This is a genomic window from Bacteroides faecalis (assembly GCF_003865075.1).
GTDB classification, from domain to species: domain Bacteria; phylum Bacteroidota; class Bacteroidia; order Bacteroidales; family Bacteroidaceae; genus Bacteroides; species Bacteroides faecalis.
In genome coordinates, this window is record NZ_BHWB01000001.1 from 217,001 (window position 1) to 239,230 (window position 22,230).

Genomic DNA, 22,230 nt, shown 5'->3' on the forward strand with positions numbered 1-22,230 from the left:
TATTCGGATCTTTGTTGCCGAGTTGATAATTTTAGAAATTAACAGATTCCTACTTACTCACTCTCAATGTATTCAATCCCTTTCTTGATCCACATATCCTCTCCAGCTTCCACATCTTCCACTGTTTGCCCCACCGGAATATCAATACTCACTCCAACTCTCTGATTCAATTTCCAATCCGGATAGAATACACCAGCCATTGTATAGTTAAACTTTATCCCGCGAGGCAGATACAAATAACCGATGTGGCCGTTTGCTCCGGCAGTTTGTGTACCTATAACTGCACTGTGCGGTGCTCTCCGAAAAGCAATCGATGTTAGCTCTCCTTGACTTTGAGTCATTTCATTTACCAGAATTGCAATTTTACCCTTGAAATAATCGGGATTCCCTTGAGTAGTACCAACATCTCCATATATATCTAGAAAGAAATTACCCGGATACTTTTTCGAATTCATTGTAAACCACACATAGGGAGTTAACTTAGGATAAAGGTACTTCTCAAGCATTCCCTTTATCTCCCAAGTTGGATACTTACGCATATCCAATATAAGCCCTTTGGCATTAAGGCGAGTCTTCATCATCTGTTCCACCTCCTTCATGCTTGTTTCTCCAGCATTGATATAAAGAATATCTTTTGCATTCAATCCATAATCTACCGGTCTCTTTCTGCCTTCAGGTTCTACTCGGATAAAGGCTTGCATTGGGATCACACATTCATGAGACTGACCTTGATACCCTACTTTGATTTTTAGCTCACTCTCTGTTGTAGCCAATAATCGGAAGGAAGTATTCCTCAACAATCCTCTTTCATTGGAAGAAGGAATGGTAGAACGGTAGCTCTCCACAATTTCCGAAATAGGTTTATCGTTCACAGCCAGTATGACCATTCCCCTGTCAAGTCCCTGCACCATAGTAGATTGCACTACGAGATTTCCATCCTTTGTCTGAGTCAGCTCTACCGGAAGCCCATATAAACGAAGCTCATTATTAGGAAACTCGAGATTTCCATGCGAATCATTAATTTCGGCAGACAACTTCCGTATGGAATAATCCAGGTCTTTTTCTGAAGGGGCATTTATAAATTCAGGGAGATACTGTGCCAGAAGTGTATCCCATTTATGATCCGTTAAATTCGTGTAAGGATAACCATATTGGATCGCATTCCAAAGCCTGTAAACTGTAAGAATGCGATAGCCCTGATCCTCCCAACCGATTCCGGGATAGGGTTTATCTCTAGCAAACTCGACCTCCTCTTTTCCGGTCAATATGGGAAGATAATAGTTGAGTACGCAATTACGTTTTGCATTCTTGATTTTCACCAGTTTCTTAGACAGTGCCTTATCAAAAAGAGCCGGGTCTTCCAACCAAGCCAATTGGGCAAAACGATGATACAAACTGGAATCTTTCACAGCGTAGTCCTCAGTTTCCTTGATTTCACCGTACTTATCCAACCATTTGCTCAAAAGTGAATTTCTTTCTTTTTGGTTTTTTGCAGCAGCTATCTCAGGCATCACTCTAAAAAGTTCAAAATCCCAGTTATACTTACCAATTACTACTTGCGGATGAAAATACTTGAGAAATCCCCAGACTTTACCCAATACTTCCAGATTTTCCAAAGTCTGCTGATTAACTTCACCAATTAATATTCCAGAATTTCCTACAAATTCCAGATCCTTATCCACTTTTTTATCCGAATTTTTGATGATATCTAAGGATTGACCGTCTACTAATACCTGGCAATCATTTACCCAAAATTTTACCTCTCCTTCACAAAGTATCTGAAGGAAAAATTTATCAGAACGTTCGAATGGCATTTCCACACAGAAATCTGTCCATTCCTGATCTCCGTTACATACCACATCAACGGTCTGTTTCTCTACTTTCCGATAATGAGTATCCAGTTTGATGGAAAAACGGGCTTTTGCCTGATTCGCCTGCTGGTATTTATATTTGCCTTTAAAAACAATTGTTTTTCCTATAATATCCCGATTTATCATGTAGAAAAGTACATCCGCCATATTTTCGTTGGTAGACGAAAGAAATAATGACGATTCATTATTAAAACGGACATCAGTATCCACCCGAACATTCTTATTCTCACTATACCAAGCCATGTTGGGCATTCCCTGCATAGGATTGAAAGAGATGATACGTGTCTTCTCAAAAGTCAGGAGCCCCTTTTTACCCTGATCAGACTGTGCGCATAGATTAAAAGCAATCAGCGCAAATAGCAATAGGCTAAATAATCTGGTTTTCATATGTATAATAGTTTTGTAATCAATTTAAAGACCTACACATGACAAAGATGAGAAAAAAGAAATAAAATCAAAGACAATATCTGTTCATAATATAGCATATTCATTCTATTGCAACTCAAAATGAGGAAATCCAGATGATTTATCAACTATATAGATTTTTTCACTCTCCTAAAGTAATAACAATTCTGAATGACAGAATGATAAGCTAATCAATATTCTGATACAACGTTCAAATACCCCCTATAAGATCTATAAAAAACAGCCTTTTTATCGATCTATTTTGAGTTCTCCAATGAGATTGGCAGCCTTTCCATATTTCTCTATAATGAAAAGTACATAACGAATATCCACACCAATACAACGTTGCAATTCAGGTTCGAATACAATATCACTGCTCATTGCTTCCCAATTGCCATCAAAAGCCAAACCGAGCAATTCTCCTTTGGCATTAAACATAGCACTACCGGAATTTCCTCCTGTTATATCATTATTGGAGATAAAGCAAACACTCATATCACCTTTCTCATTGGCATAACGGCCGAAATCCCCGGAAGAAAACAAAGACAGTAACTCTGGCTGAATAGCAAAATCTATATCTCCAGCATGCTCTCTTACCTTCTCGAAAATACCTTTCACTGTAGTATAATAGTCGTAAGTAGCACCATCAAAAGGAGAATAACCGGCAACAGATCCAAAGCTAAGTCTCATCGTAGAATTTGCATCCGGATAGAAGTTACGGTCAGCATACATGCGACGCATAGCAGCATTGAATAAACGTTCACCTTCTTCTATCTGTTCGGAAGCATCGGAAATACTCTGATTCATCTCATAATATTTCACGATTAAGTCGATACTCAAAGCAATAGCCGGATCTTCAATCAGATTATAAGTAGTATCCTTCTCTAAGAAACGCTTCAAACCTTTGGGAGTAGTTACCTGCGAGGTAGCATACAGAGAATCTACATAAGTCTGTATATTTCCATGATACAGCGTATCTATCTGCGCATACATAGCTGGCAAGTACTTTTTATCGACCTTAGTTTGATATTCTTTTAACATTGCGGCAAAGACCTCTTTATCGATAGATAAATCGAGATTATCATATTTCTCCAATAATTTCTTCATCCGACTAAGTACCTGCTTCTCTTCACCTTCAAAGTCGAAGTTCAAAATTTCCAATGCAATCTGAACCAGTTCAGGACCATTGATAAATGACTCCCCGAAAAAAGCCAGAGCACGATTCGTTTCACGACGCTGACTATAGCCTAACTCCAGATTCGAAAACAGGCGAAGTAACTTCTCCCTTTCTGCGGGATGTGCCTGAATCCAATCCCGAAGTGCCACTTCCGCTTCCCGTTTCTTCTCTAATACTTTTAAATGCCGAATTGCTTTATTAGTACCAATGCTATTCTTCCAATAATTGGAGCTTTCATCGTACTTTGAAGCATATTTAATCCGAATATCCGGACGACGGTCCATTTCCCGTTTCCAAATAGCCTGTTTTACTCCACGCACATCAATCATTGCCTGATTCATTCCATTCATCATCTCTTCGATACCATAGGAAGAAAGGTAACGTTCCGTACTTCCCGGATAACCAAGTGTCATACAGAAAGAGCCTTCTTTGTATCCATCCAAAGAAATCGGAGCCACATATTCCGGACGATAGGGAACGTTTTCCGGAGAATAATCTGCCGGACCATTCTCTTTATTGGCATAGATACGAAAAACGCTGAAATCGCCTGTATGACGTGGCCACATCCAATTGTCCGTATCCCAACCAAACTTTCCTACAGAAGATGGCGGTGCAAAAACTAAACGAACATCATTAAAATCACGATAGACAGAAAGCCAGAACTCGTTTCCTGCATAATATGCATCGACAACCCCCGTCAGAGTAGAATCATTCTTTGAGACTTCATCACTAATGACAACCATCATTGAATCGACAGCCACCTTGCGTTCACTCTCCGTATTTGCATCTTTAGTTGCAGCAAGTACCCGCTTGGTGACATCCTCCGTACGAAGCAGAAAACGCACATATAACTCCGGATTGGGTAATTCCTCCTGAAGATTATGTGCCACGAATCCATCTTTCAGGTAATCGTGTTCAACAGAAGAATGCTGCTGAATGCTACTGAATCCGCAATGGTGATTAGTAAACACAAGCCCGTCTTCAGAGACTACTACTCCCGAGCAAAAGCCTCCAAAGCTGACTACTGCATCCGCCAAACAAGGTTTCTTGGGGTCATATAATTTACTTACAGGCATTTTCAGACCAAGTTCTTTCATTACCCGTTTTGCCTGCTTGTTTTTCTGAAGGTTTCCAAGCAACCACATTCCTTCGTCAGCAGATACGCTCTGCAAACAAATAGAAAGAATTACAATTACAAATAGTTTAAGTCTCATAAGTACCAATGCTTTATTATCTTATTACTATCTGTCATGGAGAGTCCGGAGAGGTATCCCTTCTTTGCATTATACAGAGAGAAGAGATTCTTCACTTCGTTCAGAATGACGGATGCTATCATACTATAAATTAATTAGATGATATGCTTTTATATTATTTTATTCACTCACACAATCTCGATACATCAGCCTTTGACCAAACTAGTTATAGCCTTTCGAGTTCATGCCCTTTACTCCGTAATTAACCTTAATTTCTTGGCTTTTACCCTAGCCTTTAGCCAAGCACTGATTTTCTCTTTCTCAGTCTCCGAAGGATGTTTCGAGAATTGCAAGACAGCCAATGTCACTGTATCTGTTTTCATTGAATCAATCCGCGTTTCAAGTGAATGAGAGATAGAAAGCGACGTGATAGAAGGATACAGAACTTTCAATTCCGGAACCAATGTACGGCTCATCGAATCATACTCTTTATATTGTTCAAGACTCGTCTCCAATTTAGCAATCTTCTTCTGTTGTTCTTGAAGGCGCTCTTCACTATTCTTATAAAAGTCTTCCATAACCATGGCACGAATAGAAGAAACATCTACCGCCTCATTATTCATACCTTGCAAGACTATCAGTTTCGAATTCTTCAATTGATATGCCTCCAATTTATTACGGGCAATAGCAATTGAAGCATCCGGTATTTCAGGACCAATTAAAACAACACGAATCTCTTTATGTTCATAATTGATTTTCTTATCAAGCACTTGTGTGTTTTCAAAATTCAACTGCTCATTAATGAAGCGATTAGCTGCTGCCTCATACAAAGTACTTTTGATTATACCAAACGTCAAATACACAGCCGGGCACATCGTCAGAATAACAATCAGAACAATATACTTACGAACTGTTTTCTCACGAGTCTTATCAACAAATTCTTTCCGTTGAAAGTGCATGAGTCGTACGCCAATATATGTAGCAAGACTAATAAAAACAGAGTTAATAAAATAAAGATAAAAGGCTCCTAAAAAGTAAATCAGATTACCTGTTGCCAGTCCATATCCGGCTGTACAAAGTGGCGGCATCAATGCAGTAGCAATAGCAACTCCCGGAATCACATTCCCTTTTTCCTTGGTAGAAAGAGCAACAACTCCCGCTAATCCACCGAAAAGAGCGATAAATACGTCATATATCGTAGGTGAAGTACGTGCAAGCAACTCCGACTGTGAACCGGCGATTGGTGCCAGAATAAAGAAAACAGTAGCAGTGGTTACACTAAACGCAGTCGTAATCAGGAAACTTTTCAAAGAACGCTTCATCAACTCGAAATCATTCAAGCCGACAGATAATCCGACTCCCATGATAGGTCCCATGAGTGGTGATATCAACATGGCACCAATAATCACAGCAGTAGAATTGACGTTCAATCCCAAAGACGCCATAAATATGGCAAAAATAAGAATCCATAAGTTAGCTCCTTTAAACTCTACTCCTTTACGAATAGAATCCACTGTTTCCAACTCATTATCCTTGTCCTTCTTTAAGTCTAAATAATTCTTTAAGAACGACTTAATTGCAAATTTATTACGTTCATCCGTTTTCATAGTTATTTCTTCTTTATAAATCGATTAATAACAGGTATTTGATTTAATGGCAAATCCGTCTTGATAATATATGCTACAAACAACAAAAGAAGCAATGTACGGAAAGCCAGAAGTAACACAATATTGGAAATAGGTACCCATTCACCGGCAGCATACAACACTAAAGCCAGACCTACATACAAAGCAATTCCACGCAAATCATAAGCGATCGGATATTTCTTTTGTCCTACAAAATAAGAGAGAAGCATAGCTACTGCATAACCAGCAAAGCCACCCCACGCACAAGCCATAAAACCGTATTTCGGTATAAATACAATATTGATTAGCACTAATACCGCACATCCTGTAAATGAGAAATAAGCTCCCCACTTGGTTTCGTCAATCAGCTTGTACCAGAAAGAAAGATTAAAGAAAACACCCATAAAGATTTCGGCAGCCATCACAATCGGTACGACTTTCAAACCACCCCAATAATCAGGCTTTAAGATGTATTTTAATAAATCCAAATAGAACATCACAGCTAGAAATGCCAACAGCGTAAAAATAATAAAATATTTCATGGCTTTTGCATAGATCACTTTATTGTCTTTATCTCTGCTTTCACCGAACACAAACGGTTCATAAGCATAACGGAAAGCTTGGGTAAGCATTGCCATAATCATAGCAATCTTGCTACATGCACTATAGATAGATAATTGTGTTTTCGCCCCAACCGGATCCGGATAGATATGCCGGAACATAATCTTGTCAGCCACCTGATTCAAAATACCTGCCACTCCCAGAATAAGAATCGGATAAGAATAATTCAGCATTCTTTTTGCTAGGATTTTATCGAATCCTCCTCTAAATTTCAAATCGGGAATAAGCAATATCATTACTATAGATGTACATATCAAATTGAAGAGAAAAGCATAAAATACATTACTACCTCCTATTATCAAGTAATAAATCAGATTTAATGCGATGTTGAGCACAATAAAGAACATCTTCAAAGCAACGAATTTAATCGGACGTTTCTTATAACGAAGATAAGCGAAAGGAATACATTGAAAGGCATCCATTGCAACTACCAACAACATCGTACCAACATACCAAGGGTGATCGGCATACCCCAATGCAACTGCTATGGGATGAAGAAACAGCATACAACATATAGCAAAAAGCAGCGATGTACTTCCCACCATAATGAGCACTGTAGAATATACTTTTTCCGGTTCTTCCGTCCCTTTATTCACAAAACGGAAGAATGTAGTCTCCATACCATACGTGAGAATAACCATTAACAAGGCTGTCCAAGCATATACCTCTGTTATTATCCCATATCCACCTGAAGCAGTAGACATTGCTGCTGCATAGATAGGTACTAACAAATAATTTAAAAAGCGGCCTATGATACTACTAATTCCATACAACGCAGTATCCTTTACCAATGACTTAAGTCCAGCCATGTTTACTAATGATTAGTGTCGATAAATGTTCGTTATTTCTTTTGTTTGAACAGCCAGTCCATAAATCCGGGATAGTTGAATGCTGAGTCCCAGCTATTATGGCCACAACCGGGAAACTCAATATATTCCACATCTGCCCCGGCAGCTTTCAATGCTTTATATGCATCACGAGAACCTTCTACCGTCACCACATCATCAGCATCCCCATGGAAAATACGGAACTTGATATCCTTTGCTGCCGATAAACGGTCCGGATTCACCGTACCACAAATAGGAATAGCGGCAGTAAAAATCTCCGGATAGCGGGAAATCATATCGAATGTTCCCATTGCCCCCATCGAAAGACCTACGATATAAATTCTCTTTTTATCAATTTCCGGCATGTTTAGATAAGAATCTAATAATTCTTTAACCGCACGAAATATCGGATTCATCTCTTGTCCAACAGGCATATTGGAAGGAGTAAAAGATTTAGGACGTTCCACATATCCCCAATACTTACCCTGCGGGCATTGTGGAATTAGTACGAAAGCCGGATGTTTTTCCCTATTCACCGGATTTAAAAACATCTGTCCTCCATGAGTCAATTGTCTTTCATTATCATTTCCTCTTTCACCTGCACCATGAAGGAACAGCACCAACGGAAATTTTTTGCCCGGTTTCACCGCTTCGGGACGAAGTAACCGATAAAGTAAAGAATCTCCCTGAGTGGAGACAAATACTTCTTTTTCATATAGTTCTTTTCCATATCTCTGTTGAGCCGATAAAGAGATACTCAAAAAGAAAAAAGCGATGAAAGCAGTCCATTGTTTCATAATATACAATTTAAAATATTCTCAAAAAGTCAATATCAATCATTAAACAGCGTCTTCTGGCTATTATAAAGACTTCTTCCCAAATGTTTATAAGCCAGTTCTGTTACTTCACGCCCACGGGGAGTCCGTTTCATAAAACCTTCTTTGATAAGGAATGGTTCATATACTTCTTCGATAGTACCCGCATCTTCTCCTAAAGCCGTAGCAATAGTAGTCAATCCAACAGGTCCTCCATTGAATTTATCGATGATTGTACAAAGTATCTTGTTATCGATCTCGTCCAATCCGTATTTATCAATATTCAATGCTTCGAGTGCATATTGAGCAATCTCCGTATCGATAGAACCGGAACCTTTCACTTGTGCAAAGTCACGTACCCGACGAAGTAAAGCATTAGCAATACGAGGCGTTCCACGACTTCGGGAAGCAATTTCGGATGCAGCAGGTACCGAACAAGGTACATCCAGTATAGAAGCAGAACGACGTATAATATTACTCAAAATATCATCGTCATAATATTCCAAATGCAGGTTAATACCAAAACGGGCACGAAGTGGTGCTGTCAGCAATCCACTACGCGTAGTTGCTCCAACCAACGTGAAAGGGCTTAAATCAATCTGAATGCTACGTGCCGAAGGTCCCTTATCAATCATAATATCAATACGGTAATCTTCCATAGCAGAGTATAAATACTCCTCTACCACCGGTGAAAGACGATGGATTTCATCAATAAATAGCACATCATTCGGTTCAAGGCTGGTCAGCACTCCCGCCAAATCACCCGGTTTATCAAGTACCGGACCGGAAGTTACTTTAAAACCGACTCTCAGCTCGTTGGCAATAATGTTTGAAAGTGTTGTTTTTCCCAATCCGGGAGGTCCATGCAAAAGAACATGGTCCAGTGCCTCTCCACGCAGACGTGCTGCCTTCACAAAAATGCGAAGGTTTTCCACCACCTTATCCTGACCGCTAAAATCCTCGAAATTCAACGGGCGAAGCGCATTCTCAAAGTCACGTTCCTTCGAAGTAAGCTGATGATTGCGTATATCAAAATCTTCTTGTTCCATTTCTAAGTCTCAATATGGATGACAAAGATAGAAATTTGCGTTTACATATCGCACAAGAGAGAGGAAAAAAGAGGTTACCTGACAAAACAGATTGGAATATCCACCAATTCGTTTTGTCAGGTAACCTTTGCTAAGTAAGTTCCGCAGATATACGAGAGAATATTTTCTTATTATACCGACAGATCCTATCCCGAGAAGAAAATTACTTTGTCCGAGAAACCGGAGTTATTCTCACCTCTTGAGGAGCATAATTGGGCGGGTAATAAGGCTCAAATACACCACCTTCCTTAGAATTTGCGGCAATACCCGGGTTGATGATGCGCAAGTCAATAGTGGATGGCATCTGACCTTCAAAAACATTCAGCACACCATCACGTTTGCCATTTGCATCATAGCAGAGTCCCCAAGGATTACGCATACCGAACAGCGCGGAAGGATCTGCAGAGAACATCAGCGTCCATGCGTGTGCGGTGACAGTCTTTCCACTTCCGTCAGGAGCCACCAAATCTCCCTTGTTGAATCCACCTATCACAAGCTTTCCTTCCATCAAAGAAGTCATCACAGCACGTTGCAACTGCCATGCAGTAAGTCTTCCAGGAGCAAAACCGAAACTGTAACCATCTCCCGTAAACAACGGTGGCACGTGTTCGCTTCCTATTCCTCCTGTGTTTTTATTTACATTAAAGATATAGTTCCACTTCATGATCGCTTTTTCAAGTACGGTTGCCCATGTGGCTTTGTTGTCCTTTCCAGTACAGCAGAACATCTCTTCGCTTTGACCTGCCAAGAATTTTGAGGACACACAAACTTTAATAGGTTTACCTTGCGGGTCGAACATGGATACGGTATATGTTTTGTCACCATTGTCTTGAATCAGACTTTTTATGAAGTCGGGATAGATATAAGCCATCGAAGCAAGTGCAGCTACGAGCGAGCAGTTACCAATACCATGTTGGTTCGCATCGGCCGGGAGAGGTTTTCCATAGGGATAAAGAGTTACGGGGAATTCTTTCCAATGTCCGTCCCATGCATAAAGCTCGTCCGATTCGTTTTCCGGATTGAGTAACCATTTGCGATCTTCAGCAGTAGCCACATGTCGGTTGGCATAGTGTCCACCCATTGGGGTCAGATCGCTTCCTGAATATCCATCCGCCAGTCCCATCAGGTCGTCAATGTCGGGCACGTCCTTTAAGGTCCATTCGGCTATCTGCGTACAGTCTCCTCCATTGTTTGCTTCTATGTCGAGTTTGTAATATTGGTAAGCCTCTTTGTTATTGAATACGTAGATTTTATCCTTGAGCCTGTCACCGAAATTCTGATCCATTCGTTGGTCAATCATGCTCCAGGTGGTTTTGTCATTCGAAGCGTACAGTTTCCATGCGGAAGGCGTATTCTTGGGGTCATCCTCCGAAGATGTCAGCGAATAGTATTTGACAACCGTACTTCTATCACCTTCCCACAAAAGATAGAAATGGGTGTGTGAAGTTGTATAGTGAGTTCTGTTATCTCCATCTGCTATATTACGCACCCACTGGCCTTCCGGATAGTCTGAATATTGTGCAGTAAGCGTACCGACAGTAGGCATATTGGTGAAGAATTTATCAATTTCCACCGAGTGCGGTTCGTCTGGATGCAAAGAGACATTTTTGTATTTTAAAGTCCATTCGGCAATTTGTGTGGCACTACCACCATTGTTTCCCGCTACCTCTAGTTTATAATAGCGGTATTTTGCTTCATTCTCAAACAAGATTTCTTTCACCTCTTTTCTGTCACCGAATGTCTGTCCGGTTTGTTCGTCAAGTGTGGTCCATTTGGCATTATCGTTAGAGCCTTTGAGCGTCCACGCCTTCGGATCGTTGGTAGACGGACCGCTGCTCGCACACACCGTGTAGCAGTTGAGGAGCAAATCCTTGTCAGCTTTATACATCACGTAGAAATTAGCATGATCTGTCTGGTAACAGGTATTCACATTGTTGTCTACAAGTTTGGCGATGTCCGATCCTGTGGGCGAGTCGCCATACTGAGCATAAACAGTACCCGAAGCTGGCATATTACGACTCGTGTTCCCTATGCGTACACTTGCCCCGTTTACTTCAGGCTCCGCTTCCTTTTTGCCATCATCGTCATCAGAACAAGCTCCTAATGACATAACAAACGAGAAGCATATCGCTCCTATCCCCATTACTCTCAACGATCGCTGCAGAAAGGTTTTCCGAAAGCCTTCCCTCTTCATAGTAATTTTCATTTTCTTTTTCCCATTAATAGTTAACAATCGGTTTTATCCGTATTTAATGCATATATTTTACAAATATAAAGAAAATATCAAGAATCTCCAAAGAATACAAATTGTTTTAAACACCGAAACTCAAAAAAGTGAGAATACTAATCTTATAATATTTTCCTGCCCTTTACATTTTTGCCACCAATAACTTGATAAAGAACATACTTGAGTCTAGAGGGCTGTTTCATTATAAATTCTACTCCTTTTTCAACAAATGAAAAATTCCCAATTGCTTTTTACCATTCCTACTTCAATAATATTTAATTGAGCTAATCTACTAGCAATGACGATACCAAGCAAAACTTCATCCTCTTCTATTAAACCTTTTTTACAGACAATTCCTCCACGTTTCCAATACTAAAATTATAACAATATGAATACTCACTCTGGTCAATAATATCCTAACAATTTCTATAACTTTATCTAACTGTATAACATCATATTATGAATTAAAATCGATCCATTATACATCACTTATTTACACTATACTACATCCCATTATATCAGTTTATAGAATTGGATTATTTATAGATTGATATAATTTGATTCATTAACAGAATCCACTACATGCCACCTCCCTATCGCCGCATCATAATGTCTAGCACCATAATCATACCAACCGAGTCCATTCTTCATATCCAACTCCTTACCATTATACTTGTAAGGCTGAACACTATTGGTTGATGTAAAAGTACCACCAAAAGGATAATAAGCATTCGTCTCCTTCACATTGCCATCCTTATCTGCTACCACACGAGTATTACCCTGATGATCCTTCAGATAAAAATGAACTTTCCTATCCGGGAAACTGGCATAACCCGCATCATTGAGCAACATCTTCAACACCCCGTTCTCATAGATCGCATTTCCACAATAATCCGTCATTAAGGTAGTAACACCAGTCTTATGTACCGTACGAAGCTTCGTGCCGTCAGCAGCATATTCATATTCAATATATTACCACCCGTAAAGATTACCTGATTAGGCAAATTTAAAAAATTATACCCAATACTACTAATATTCTTGTTTAAATCTTTAGTCAGATTTCCATTCTTATCATAGGTATACTCCACCGTCTGATTGGAATTGTCTTTGAATTCTGTTCCATTACCATAAACCGAACTTGTGGCAATGTCCTTTACCGCCTGCAACTGATTGCCATTATACGTCAAAGTCAGATTATCAATCATCCCGTAGCTGTTTGCATCCGTCTGCCCGTAACGCTTCAAACCCCAAATATTTCCCATCTTGTCATAAGCGGTAATCTGCTCATTGAATCGATTCGTATTAGAGGCAAGCGTAGCATCTTCCCCGTAGAGAGCATCCTTCAACCTAGAAAGCCTGTCATATTTGTAGAGGTAAGCATACTTTTGGATGCCGCCGCGGTCTCGGTCTATGAAGCGGATGTAGTGGTCGAAGCCAGCAAGTCCGAAGCCGCCGGAGGCAATACCAACCCTAGATTCTCGTAGTTGTCATAAACGTAATAGGTATCTAGCATCATCTCCCCGTCCATTGCACGTAAAAGGAGAACTTTGCCTGTAGCACGTTCCTTGAATTCCAGGGTGATGTGCCCGTCCTCGTCAGTAGTCTGCGTACAGTCGAGAGTACCTGTCGCATAGTCCTGACGGTAGGTAAGGCTGTTTGCAGAAAGGGAATAGATACGTGCTCAATTTAGGGTAGAAGGTCAGGTAATACGCCAGTCCTTGTCGGTTCTGGTTAGTAAGGAAAGAAGTTGGCACAGGATTCTCGCTGTATTGAACAGGTAGGAGTTGGTAAACATTCCAATATATAAAATACCCTGATATAAATTAAACCTATATCAGGGTAAGTTAATTAGGATAAAACGAAATTTAGATTAAATCAAAGCACTACCAAACATCGAGCCAATACAGTACATAATTTTTAAATATTACTATTCCTCTGCTATATCCATGTTGCCACGCATTTGGTAAACCAACTCCTGATTTAGAAAGATAATCATTCTTAAGAAAGCAACCTTTTTCTGCATTAAATATAAAAATGGTCGCATTTTTATAAAAATTAGGTACGAAATCACCCCAAGTTCTGATATTGGAAATAGGAAGCATATTCGAATTCTGACAATATCGAATCGAATCAGTATTAATTATGATACTATCCTCTTCATAATTATAAGGAATAACCATTAAACAAGAATCAGTAAAATGATAAATGGCTTTAGCCTCGAGTAAAGCATCTTTTTTTAATGTCTCAATTTCTTTATCATTTAGAATCGACATAATATGAATATAACTCAAGTCCTGTATTTTCGGATACTTAAAAGCTGTTATAAGCACTTTTTCATGAGCTATTTCTTTCGGAAAATGAGACACTAAATCTTCTGGATATAGACTAATGATTTCTTTATAACCTTGAACTGTTTTTTCATCAGGATACTCCTGTGAAAAACAATTGTATTGAATAAAAAACAATTCTATTAGTACTAAACTTATTATTTTCATAAACTATTATTTATATATTAACAACTTTCCTTTTCCTTCTGTAGCATTATAATAATGATTCCAATTATTATAAACATTAATTGTTCGATAATCTTGCTTACCCGTCATTATTGTTTCCATTCCATTAAAAACAGACCCAATAGTAGTATAAACATTATCACTTGTTTTTGATACTCTATATGATATATAATTTCTTTCTATATATTCTGTTTTTTTCCCTCCTGTTAAAAGTACATCTATCATATCTAAGGCATCATACTTTCTCTGTATTAGTGGATCAGTCTTAACTCCTATCATTTTATTTTTATCAATCGGAAATATTCCATATTTCTCATTAATAATGTCAATTTCACCAGTAACAATCACTATGTTATTTTTTCCCGTTGAATAAGATTGTTCTCTAGACTTGTATTGGATTAATACTATATCCATGCTTTTGAGCTAAAGAAGCAGATTCTTCAAAATTATATAATTTCAATAAAATATCTTTCATACTTCCAAACATATTATTATCACCAATATGAGTATAAGTTTGTTCATTATATGTCATCTGTTGTCCAACTGAATCTCGGTGAAAATATAAATTTCCTGTCGATTCATTCATGTACCAGTCTCGTCCATCTATATCTATGTTTTTTATCGGATTATTATTACAATATGCGTATGAATTTACATTGTTGTATTTCTCTGTAGATGGATCCATCACATGCCACCTCCCTATCACCGCATCATAATGTCTCGCCCCATAATCATACCAGCTCAATCCATTCCTCGTATCCAACTCCTTACCATTATACTTAAAAGGCTGAACACTATTGGTTGATGTAAAAGTACCACCAAAAGGATAATACGCATTCGTCTCCTCAACATTGCCATCTTTGTCTGCTACAACTCTTACATTACCTTGATGATCCTTCAGATAGAAATGAACCTTCCTATCCGGGAAACTGACATAACCCGCATCATTGAGCAACATCTTCAACACCCCGTTCTCATAGATCGCATTACCACAATAATCCGTCGTTAAGGTAGTAGCCCCCGTCTTATGTACCGTACGAAGCTTCGTTCCGTCAGCAGCATACTCATACTGCACGCTGTTACCATCCGCAAAGATTACCTGATCAGGCAAATTTAAAAAATTATACCCGATACCACTAATATTCTTGTTTAAATCTTTAGTCAGGTTACCATTTTTATCATAAGCATACTCCACCGTCTGATTGGAATTGTCTTTGAATTCTGTTCCATTACCATAAACCGAACTTGTGGCAACGTCCTTTACCGCCTGCAACTGGTTACCGTTATACGTCAAAGTCAGATTATCAATCAGCCCGTAGCTACTTGCAGCCGTCTGCCCGTAACGTTTCAGGCCTAAGATATTTCCCATCTTGTCATAAGCGGTAATCTGCTCATTGAATCGATTCGTATTAGAGGCAAGCGTAGCGCCTTCCCCGTAGAGGGCATCCTTCAATCTGGAAAGCTCGTCATACGTGAAACGATACCCCCTTTGGATCGTTTCCGTTCCTGCCTTCCACAACATACTGCTGATGTTGCCATTATAGCAAGGGGTATTCCCCGTTATTGCCTCCTGATAATTCAGCGTTTGACTGAACAGCGTCCCTGTAATACTCTTCGTCCAAGAACGAATGTTATAAGCATACTCCGTTTTCAGCCTAGCATTCCCGTTTCGCCCGTCCGACTTCAAACGTCCCACTTCATCGTAGGTGTTATCCACCAGAGTCACTGCCGCGGCATTATCCAACTGATAGGTGGTCTTTAACAGACGTTCCGCCGGGTCATACGTGTGGACATAGACTTCTGTCCGGGTATCCGACCCGACAGTATGTACTTTCCTGACTTGCGTAGGATTTCCCGGGAAGTCGTAGGCAGTAAATATCTTATCCTCTCCTCCCGAGAATTGTTTCCCCGCTGCTGGATCATACGTCCCCTCTCATCGTAATACATCACCGAGTACAGGTATCCCGATACTGTTCCATTACCGGATATCTTAGCCGTCAGTGTGCCTGTGAGCAAGCCTTTGACTCCCACTGTCCTGAGTTGGTCATACCCTGCTACCTTTTCGTAAGCAGTGGCAGCGCCCGAAGGAATTCCATTCGATCCTATAAAGTTATACCGGTCATAATAATTTACGCTCAATATAACAGGGGTGGTCAAGGCGACTTTTGAGGGAAGCGTATATCCTTTCAGCTCATTAGTCTGATTCGTGCCTGTTAACCGGGTAGCTTTCACCACTACGTTCTTTAACGGATCATTTGCATGATTCAGCGTATTCTTGCAGGTTCCCGTCAAGACGATCCTTCCAAAAACATCGGGTATGCTGAAGGACCATTCCCCTTTGGAACGTTGCATTCCGTCCTGTACGAAGATAGGACGGTCGGCAGAATCATACCCTGTATAGACGGGATCGCAACCGGGAAGTTTCTTGTAGATGCAACGGTTCCGGCCGTCATATTTGTAGAGGTAAGCATATTTTTGGATGGCTGCCGCAGTCTCGGTCCATGAAGCGGGGGTAGTGGTCGAGGTCAGCAAGTCCGAAGCTGCCGGAGGCAATACCATCCGTAGATTCCCGTAGTTGTCATAAACGTAATAGGTATCGAGCAGCACCTCCCCGTCCATTACCCGTGAAAGGAGGACCCGGTCCGTAGCCCGGTCCTTGAATTCCAGACTGATGTGCCCGTCCTCGTTGGTGGTCTGCGTACAGTCGAGAGTACCTGTCGCATAGTCCTGACGGTAGGTGAGGCTGTCCGCTGAAAGGGAATAGATACGCGCGCTCAATTTAGGATAGAAGGTCAGGTAATGCGCCAGTCCTTGTCGGTTCTGGTTGGTAAGGAAAGAGGTCTGCACCGGATGTTCCTCCCAGTCCTTTCCTGGACCGAACTGTTGTCTGATCCGGTTCAGAGAGGAGTTCTCGTGGACGGGATAGCTCCAGGGGGCAGTGTCTTTGCCGTAGTAAGCGGCCGCCCGGGCTATGTCCCCCACCACGTAAGGTTCCATGTATTTGCCGCCGGAGGTATTCGCGCCTACAGGCAGGTAACGGAAAGATTCCCGGTTAAGCCCGTCATAGCTTTGCAGGTTTACCAGGTCTTCTCCGTTAGGGGAGAGGCCATGCAGGATGTTCAGGTTAGGATTACCGAAGCGGTCGTAGTATTGGATTTCACGCCGCATCTGGTTCTCACTCAGTCCGGCAAGTCCGGAAGTCTTTATCCGCGGAGTCACAGTGATGATGTGAGGCTGTCCGGCACTGGTGTGCATGTACAGGGTGTCCCGGGATTGGGCGGAAGCACCGACGGGATATAGGGACAGGACCAGGAACGAAAGGAGGGTTCCCAATGTCCGCAGATTTCTGATAGTTCGTATCGCTTTCATAATTATTCGTTATTTATGCTATTGTTGAATTATTCGTTATTTATGCTATTGTTGATTCTATTTTTGATTCTTGTTTTACTCTTGTATTACTCTTGTTCACAAGCTTACTTTATCAGCTATGCCGAAAAGCCGTAGTCGCATTTGGTGAATCCGCCACAGGCATATACGGCCTTCAGCATACCTGATTCCCGTTATTTCTCCCCCAGGTGGTAGAGATACTGTTGCAGCAGTACCTTGTTCGCGGCCGAGTCCAGGTAATAGCTCCTTGTCAGCCGGTTGAAACCGTCGTACTCATGCCGGGTGGTGATTCCATTGGGATCGGTGACAGCTATCACCCCCTGCAACGGTTCGTATTCGCAGGTGTACACATTCGCTTCCGGTAAAGAAGTACGCAAAAGCTGCAGGGCCTGTAGCATGGCCGGGCCAGGCATCATGTCTCCTGCCCAACCGTCTGCCTCACCGGCGTCCACTCCCATGGCGGCCAGTACCTCCGATCGTGTGGCATTCTCTATCATAGCAACCGGGAAGCGGCCCCGGTATCCCCAGAGATACGTAATGGGAGTTCCGTCCTTGCTGTGTACCTCTGCCACATTGTTATATAAGTCGTAAGCCGTATAAACCACCTCATCACGAAATTCTGTTTCCCGGTCCGTCGCGGAAAACACTCTCTCGGGAAGGCTTGTACCTTCCTTGAAGAGGATACGGTTCTCTTTCCGGCTGCCCCCTTCCGTATGACGGTGCATCGAAAGTATTCCCGGAAATTGCCCGTCCAGATAATCGTACTCGTCAATAGTGAGACCTTCGTCACTGCGGACAGTGGTTATCTTACGGGGGGCCAGAGAAGTTCCCGACAGATGGGAAAACTTATACTCGAATGTCTTATTTTCCTTGTAAGACTCAAACTCATAAGGGGGCTGGTCATGAGGTACCTGCTCACGAGTTTCTATGGTATATTCTTTTGTGAGGAATGTATACGACCCGGGATCCAGATAGAAGGTAGTCTGGGCTAGCCCACCGTCTTCCGATGGATAGAACCTGCCGGTATTGAATACATTATCCCAGGAATAATCTCCCGGATTATTTTCGCAGACTTCCCGGCTGACAGAGATACGGCGTACCGGGATGTCGATGCTGACCACGCCTCCCGTACTGACATGTTCGTACTCATACTCCGTAGTGGATAAGAAAAAGCCATTATCCTTGTAACGGTCCACTCGCTTCAGTTTTCCTGCCGGCCATTGGTCGTCGGACAGGTTGATGTATTCATCCGCATGCTTTCCCGGGTTGTTGGGAAGGGGGCATACGAGGCCTTTCAATTCACTGTAAGAGTGACTTAACAGGTAATCATTCACTTGTTTCTCTTTTTTGACATAGTTCAGCTCTGGATCATATTGGTCCCATTCCACTACGTTGTTGTACTCATGGCAAGGCACATGGTAGATATACTCTGTCACAAGGGCGGAACCGCCGCCTTCCACACTCTCCCTTACGTTACTGTAGAGAACAGGGCTTCCGTTGTGGAATGTGATCTCACTGACGGGATTGTTATGGATAACCGTCATACTCTGGAGATTGCCAGGTGAGAAAGGTACAAGAATGCCGGTCTGGTAATCCCGTTCGGTGACGATATGGGGAATGGCACCGCCGCCCCAGATGACTCCCCAGCCGATGGAGCCTTCCAGTCCGTAGCTGTATTTTTTGTGCACCGTCTTTTGTTCCTTGGGGTCGTAGATGCGGATATGCTTGACCCGAAGGCCGCCAACCGGACGGAGGTACATCGCACCTTCTTCCTCCGGACCGGGATATCCCATGGCGAAAGCTGCATTGTTTCCCTCATATTCGAAGTGTGTTTCCAAGCCTTGCGGGTCGGTGATCTGAATCAGCATTCCCTGATTGGTCCAGCTGGCATCAGCCTCCCGGTTCGCTCCTTTATAATCCAGAAGCAGACGTATTTGCTTTCCGTTATTGCTGTAAGTCAATATCTTGCGGAAGCCGGGGACTGTATTGACGACATACCGGTTTTCAGGACCGTTGCAGAATCCCCAATGGTCTACCACCTTTGTATCAGTGGAAGGGACATTCAGGCCGCCGTTATAATTGAACTTATATGTCTTCGTCTCCACGCCGGGTGCCGAGATGCTGACGGAATCCAGTTTGGTCAGGCTGGTATGGGAGTTGTAGGTACTGAGGTAGAAACGGATGCTGCGTACCGGATTGCCATGTTCGTCGGTCACTTCGATGGTATCGTATGCATCGTTCCAGTACTCAGGACCGCCTACCGAGGTATAACTGATTTTCATCGTATTGCCCAGGAAACGGATATCGGTCAGCCGCGGAACTTCAACATCGTTGGGAAGGATGCTGCCCGAATTATCAATGTGGAGACTTTCGGAGTAACCACGTCTCAATTCAGCCTTATAGTCGTAATAGTAAGCGTCCGAACCTGAATTATAATCGGGCACTAAGGCATAGTTGTATTCTTGAAGCGGAAGATGTTCGGTCAGATGATATCCGTCTTCGGTTGGGTGCTTGTTGATGATTACTTCTCCAAGCCTCATGCAGCCTTTGTTGGTTCCGGATGACTGGTGGGGAAGGATATCGTATTCGAAGGTAACGGACGGGGTGGTCCGATGTGGCGACCGGATACTGGTACAGTGCCAACGGTTGATGGATTGGGTATAGAATACTTTCTCTACCACGCTGTCGAACTCATAATAGTCAGGGCAAACGCTCAATAATTTTAACCTCCTATTGTTTTCTCTTCTGCCAGTGGTATTCTTATAATTTCTAGTACTTCATCCCTGTATTGCTCATTCCATCCGCACAGTTTTCTCTTGGCTGCTATTCCCACTTTCTTTTTACTCTGCTTCAAAAGTGTTAGCGCCATTTTACACATGAGTGAAAAGTTCACTGCCCCGTTGTCTGTCTTTCTGGTGTAATCTTCCCTAAATGAAACATCCAATTGCCAGTGCAGTTTATTTTCGACCTGCCAATGCGATCTGATTGATTCGAGTAACAATTTTGGATCTTGCGGTAAAGAGGATATATAGCATCTGGTTTCTGTAGTAGGCTCTGCATTACCAACTTGCCTGACAGATGTTATTTTGGCAATAGTCTTTATCCCTTTCCAGCCAGGATAAAAATGTTCGGGATAGCATACTGCATCACAAACACACTTCCTATATTCTTTTCTTCCATGCCCCTCATTTTCTTGAAAATAACTTTGTTTGTATGGCAAATAAATCCGGTCTTCTTCCGAAAGTAAAGATAAAATCTTACCTTTAAGTTTTTTCTGATTGTCCTTGACGCATAATATATAATCCCCGCCAGCATTAATTATTGTCTCTGCTATTGCTTTTTGACAACCGGCAGCATCAATCGTTACAATACATTGCTCAAGGTCAAGGGCTTTGATTATTTCAGGAATAGCTGTTATCTCATTTGACTTTCCATCCACTTTGCGTTGTCCCAAACACAGGCCATTGCGTACCGCCCAGGCGCTGACCATATAAAGACGATCTTTCATTCCATGTCCGGCGGAATCAGGATTACGGCATACAGCTTTGCCATCTATAGCCACTACGCCGGGAACACGACGGCAAATATCGCTTATCCAGAGACGAAAGGCTTCTTCGAACCAATCTATATTCAATAAGGAAAAGAAACGGTTGAAAGTATCATCGGAAGGAATACCGATTAAAGTCGGAAGACGTTTCTTGAAATAATCTTCATGACTAGTACCGAAGAGATGAATCTCACTCCAGGTCTCTGCGCCACAGAGAACAGAGACCAAAGAGATAAAAACGATTTCATCAACGCTGTAAAGAAGGTTTTTCTCATTACGGATATCAGGAACATAAGAAGAAAACTCGAGTAGACTCAGCATTTATAAAGTTAGAAATTTGAAAGCAAATATAGAAAGAGATACTGACAGAAGAAAGCCTTTTGAATATTTAATAGAAGAAGAATGACAAATGTATAAATTATTGAGCGTATGCCCTGATATAGATTAAATACAAAAACGTTCTACTAGAGAAATTTATTCATTTTCTCTATCAACCTATCACCAATCTTCTGAAAGTCTTTATTCATCGACCTTTAAGTGGTGATAGGTTGATTCCTGAACCTATCACCGGATCTATCACCTATCACCCGTAAATTTGTGATACCACCTATCTTTTACAATTGAGTTTTTAAGGTCCGAAAAGTATCATTAAGCCAGTTGATGGGGATTAATAGTCTGTATCTCAACTATTAATAGCCTATATTTGAGGATCGATATCACCAGTACAAATCATATATACGGCAAAAAATACTTATAACACTTCATGGCAGTTGAATAACAGAAATAAGTCTATGCAAATTAATCAAGGAGAGTCTCAGCAGAATACAAAAGGAATCAGTAATATTCCAAAGGGAATGTATACTAAAAAAGGAAAAAAGCCAAATAGTGAATAGAGTAAACCCAGATATAATTAAAACAATTACCAGTACAGTCA

General features: G+C 41.4%; 14 protein-coding genes and 1 pseudogene. All 15 read right to left on the bottom strand.

What is annotated here, in order from left to right; all coding sequences use genetic code 11:
* Positions 1 to 53: 53 nt before the first annotated feature.
* On the bottom strand, positions 54 to 2,258 hold the full coding sequence (locus EJF25_RS00820; RefSeq protein ID WP_200832845.1) for a S41 family peptidase: 2,205 nt from the start codon (positions 2,256 to 2,258) through the stop codon (positions 54 to 56).
* Positions 2,259 to 2,525: 267 nt separating this feature from the next.
* Complete coding sequence (locus EJF25_RS00825; protein ID WP_125039632.1) at positions 2,526 to 4,667, bottom strand: S46 family peptidase; 2,142 nt, start codon at positions 4,665 to 4,667, stop codon at positions 2,526 to 2,528.
* The gene (locus EJF25_RS26075; RefSeq protein WP_262707183.1) at positions 4,664 to 4,789 is read right to left on the bottom strand and encodes a hypothetical protein; all 126 of its coding nucleotides are present in this window, start codon (positions 4,787 to 4,789) and stop codon (positions 4,664 to 4,666) included. The genes EJF25_RS00825 and EJF25_RS26075 overlap by 4 nt, the downstream gene beginning before the upstream one ends.
* Before the next feature lie 108 nt (positions 4,790 to 4,897).
* A complete protein-coding gene (locus EJF25_RS00830) occupies positions 4,898 to 6,253 on the bottom strand; it encodes a TIGR00341 family protein (RefSeq protein WP_125039633.1) in 1,356 nt (451 codons plus the stop codon).
* Between the two features lie 2 nt (positions 6,254 to 6,255).
* The gene (locus tag EJF25_RS00835; RefSeq protein WP_125039634.1) at positions 6,256 to 7,701 is read right to left on the bottom strand and encodes a lipopolysaccharide biosynthesis protein; all 1,446 of its coding nucleotides are present in this window, start codon (positions 7,699 to 7,701) and stop codon (positions 6,256 to 6,258) included.
* A 32-nt stretch (positions 7,702 to 7,733) separates the two neighbouring features.
* Complete coding sequence (locus EJF25_RS00840; RefSeq protein WP_125039635.1) at positions 7,734 to 8,516, bottom strand: carboxylesterase family protein; 783 nt, start codon at positions 8,514 to 8,516, stop codon at positions 7,734 to 7,736.
* A gap of 35 nt (positions 8,517 to 8,551) precedes the next feature.
* A complete protein-coding gene (gene ruvB / locus EJF25_RS00845; RefSeq protein WP_125039636.1) occupies positions 8,552 to 9,583 on the bottom strand; it encodes a Holliday junction branch migration DNA helicase RuvB in 1,032 nt (343 codons plus the stop codon).
* A 202-nt stretch (positions 9,584 to 9,785) separates the two neighbouring features.
* Positions 9,786 to 11,828, bottom strand: coding sequence for a discoidin domain-containing protein (locus tag EJF25_RS00850; RefSeq protein WP_125039637.1), 2,043 nt, complete (start codon positions 11,826 to 11,828; stop codon positions 9,786 to 9,788).
* Positions 11,829 to 12,401: 573 nt separating this feature from the next.
* Positions 12,402 to 13,225, bottom strand: a pseudogene (locus EJF25_RS00855) (RHS repeat domain-containing protein); the annotation flags it as partial.
* Between the two features lie 507 nt (positions 13,226 to 13,732).
* Positions 13,733 to 14,344 (bottom strand): hypothetical protein, encoded by a 612-nt coding sequence (locus EJF25_RS00860; protein WP_125039638.1) that lies wholly within the window; start codon positions 14,342 to 14,344, stop codon positions 13,733 to 13,735.
* A gap of 6 nt (positions 14,345 to 14,350) precedes the next feature.
* The gene (locus EJF25_RS00865) at positions 14,351 to 14,776 is read right to left on the bottom strand and encodes a hypothetical protein (protein ID WP_125039639.1); all 426 of its coding nucleotides are present in this window, start codon (positions 14,774 to 14,776) and stop codon (positions 14,351 to 14,353) included.
* Entirely contained in the window at positions 14,745 to 16,106 is a 1,362-nt protein-coding gene (locus EJF25_RS00870) for an RHS repeat domain-containing protein (RefSeq protein WP_235016661.1), read from the bottom strand. Before EJF25_RS00870 ends, EJF25_RS00865 begins: the two co-directional genes overlap by 32 nt.
* A gap of 14 nt (positions 16,107 to 16,120) precedes the next feature.
* Positions 16,121 to 17,731, bottom strand: a complete 1,611-nt coding sequence (locus EJF25_RS00875) for a DUF6443 domain-containing protein (protein WP_125039640.1) — start codon at positions 17,729 to 17,731, stop codon at positions 16,121 to 16,123.
* 191 nt (positions 17,732 to 17,922) lie between these two features.
* Positions 17,923 to 20,466, bottom strand: a complete 2,544-nt coding sequence (locus EJF25_RS00880; protein ID WP_125039641.1) for an RHS repeat domain-containing protein — start codon at positions 20,464 to 20,466, stop codon at positions 17,923 to 17,925.
* A 5-nt stretch (positions 20,467 to 20,471) separates the two neighbouring features.
* Complete coding sequence (locus EJF25_RS00885) at positions 20,472 to 21,614, bottom strand: ISAs1 family transposase (protein ID WP_125039904.1); 1,143 nt, start codon at positions 21,612 to 21,614, stop codon at positions 20,472 to 20,474.
* Positions 21,615 to 22,230 lie beyond the last annotated feature (616 nt).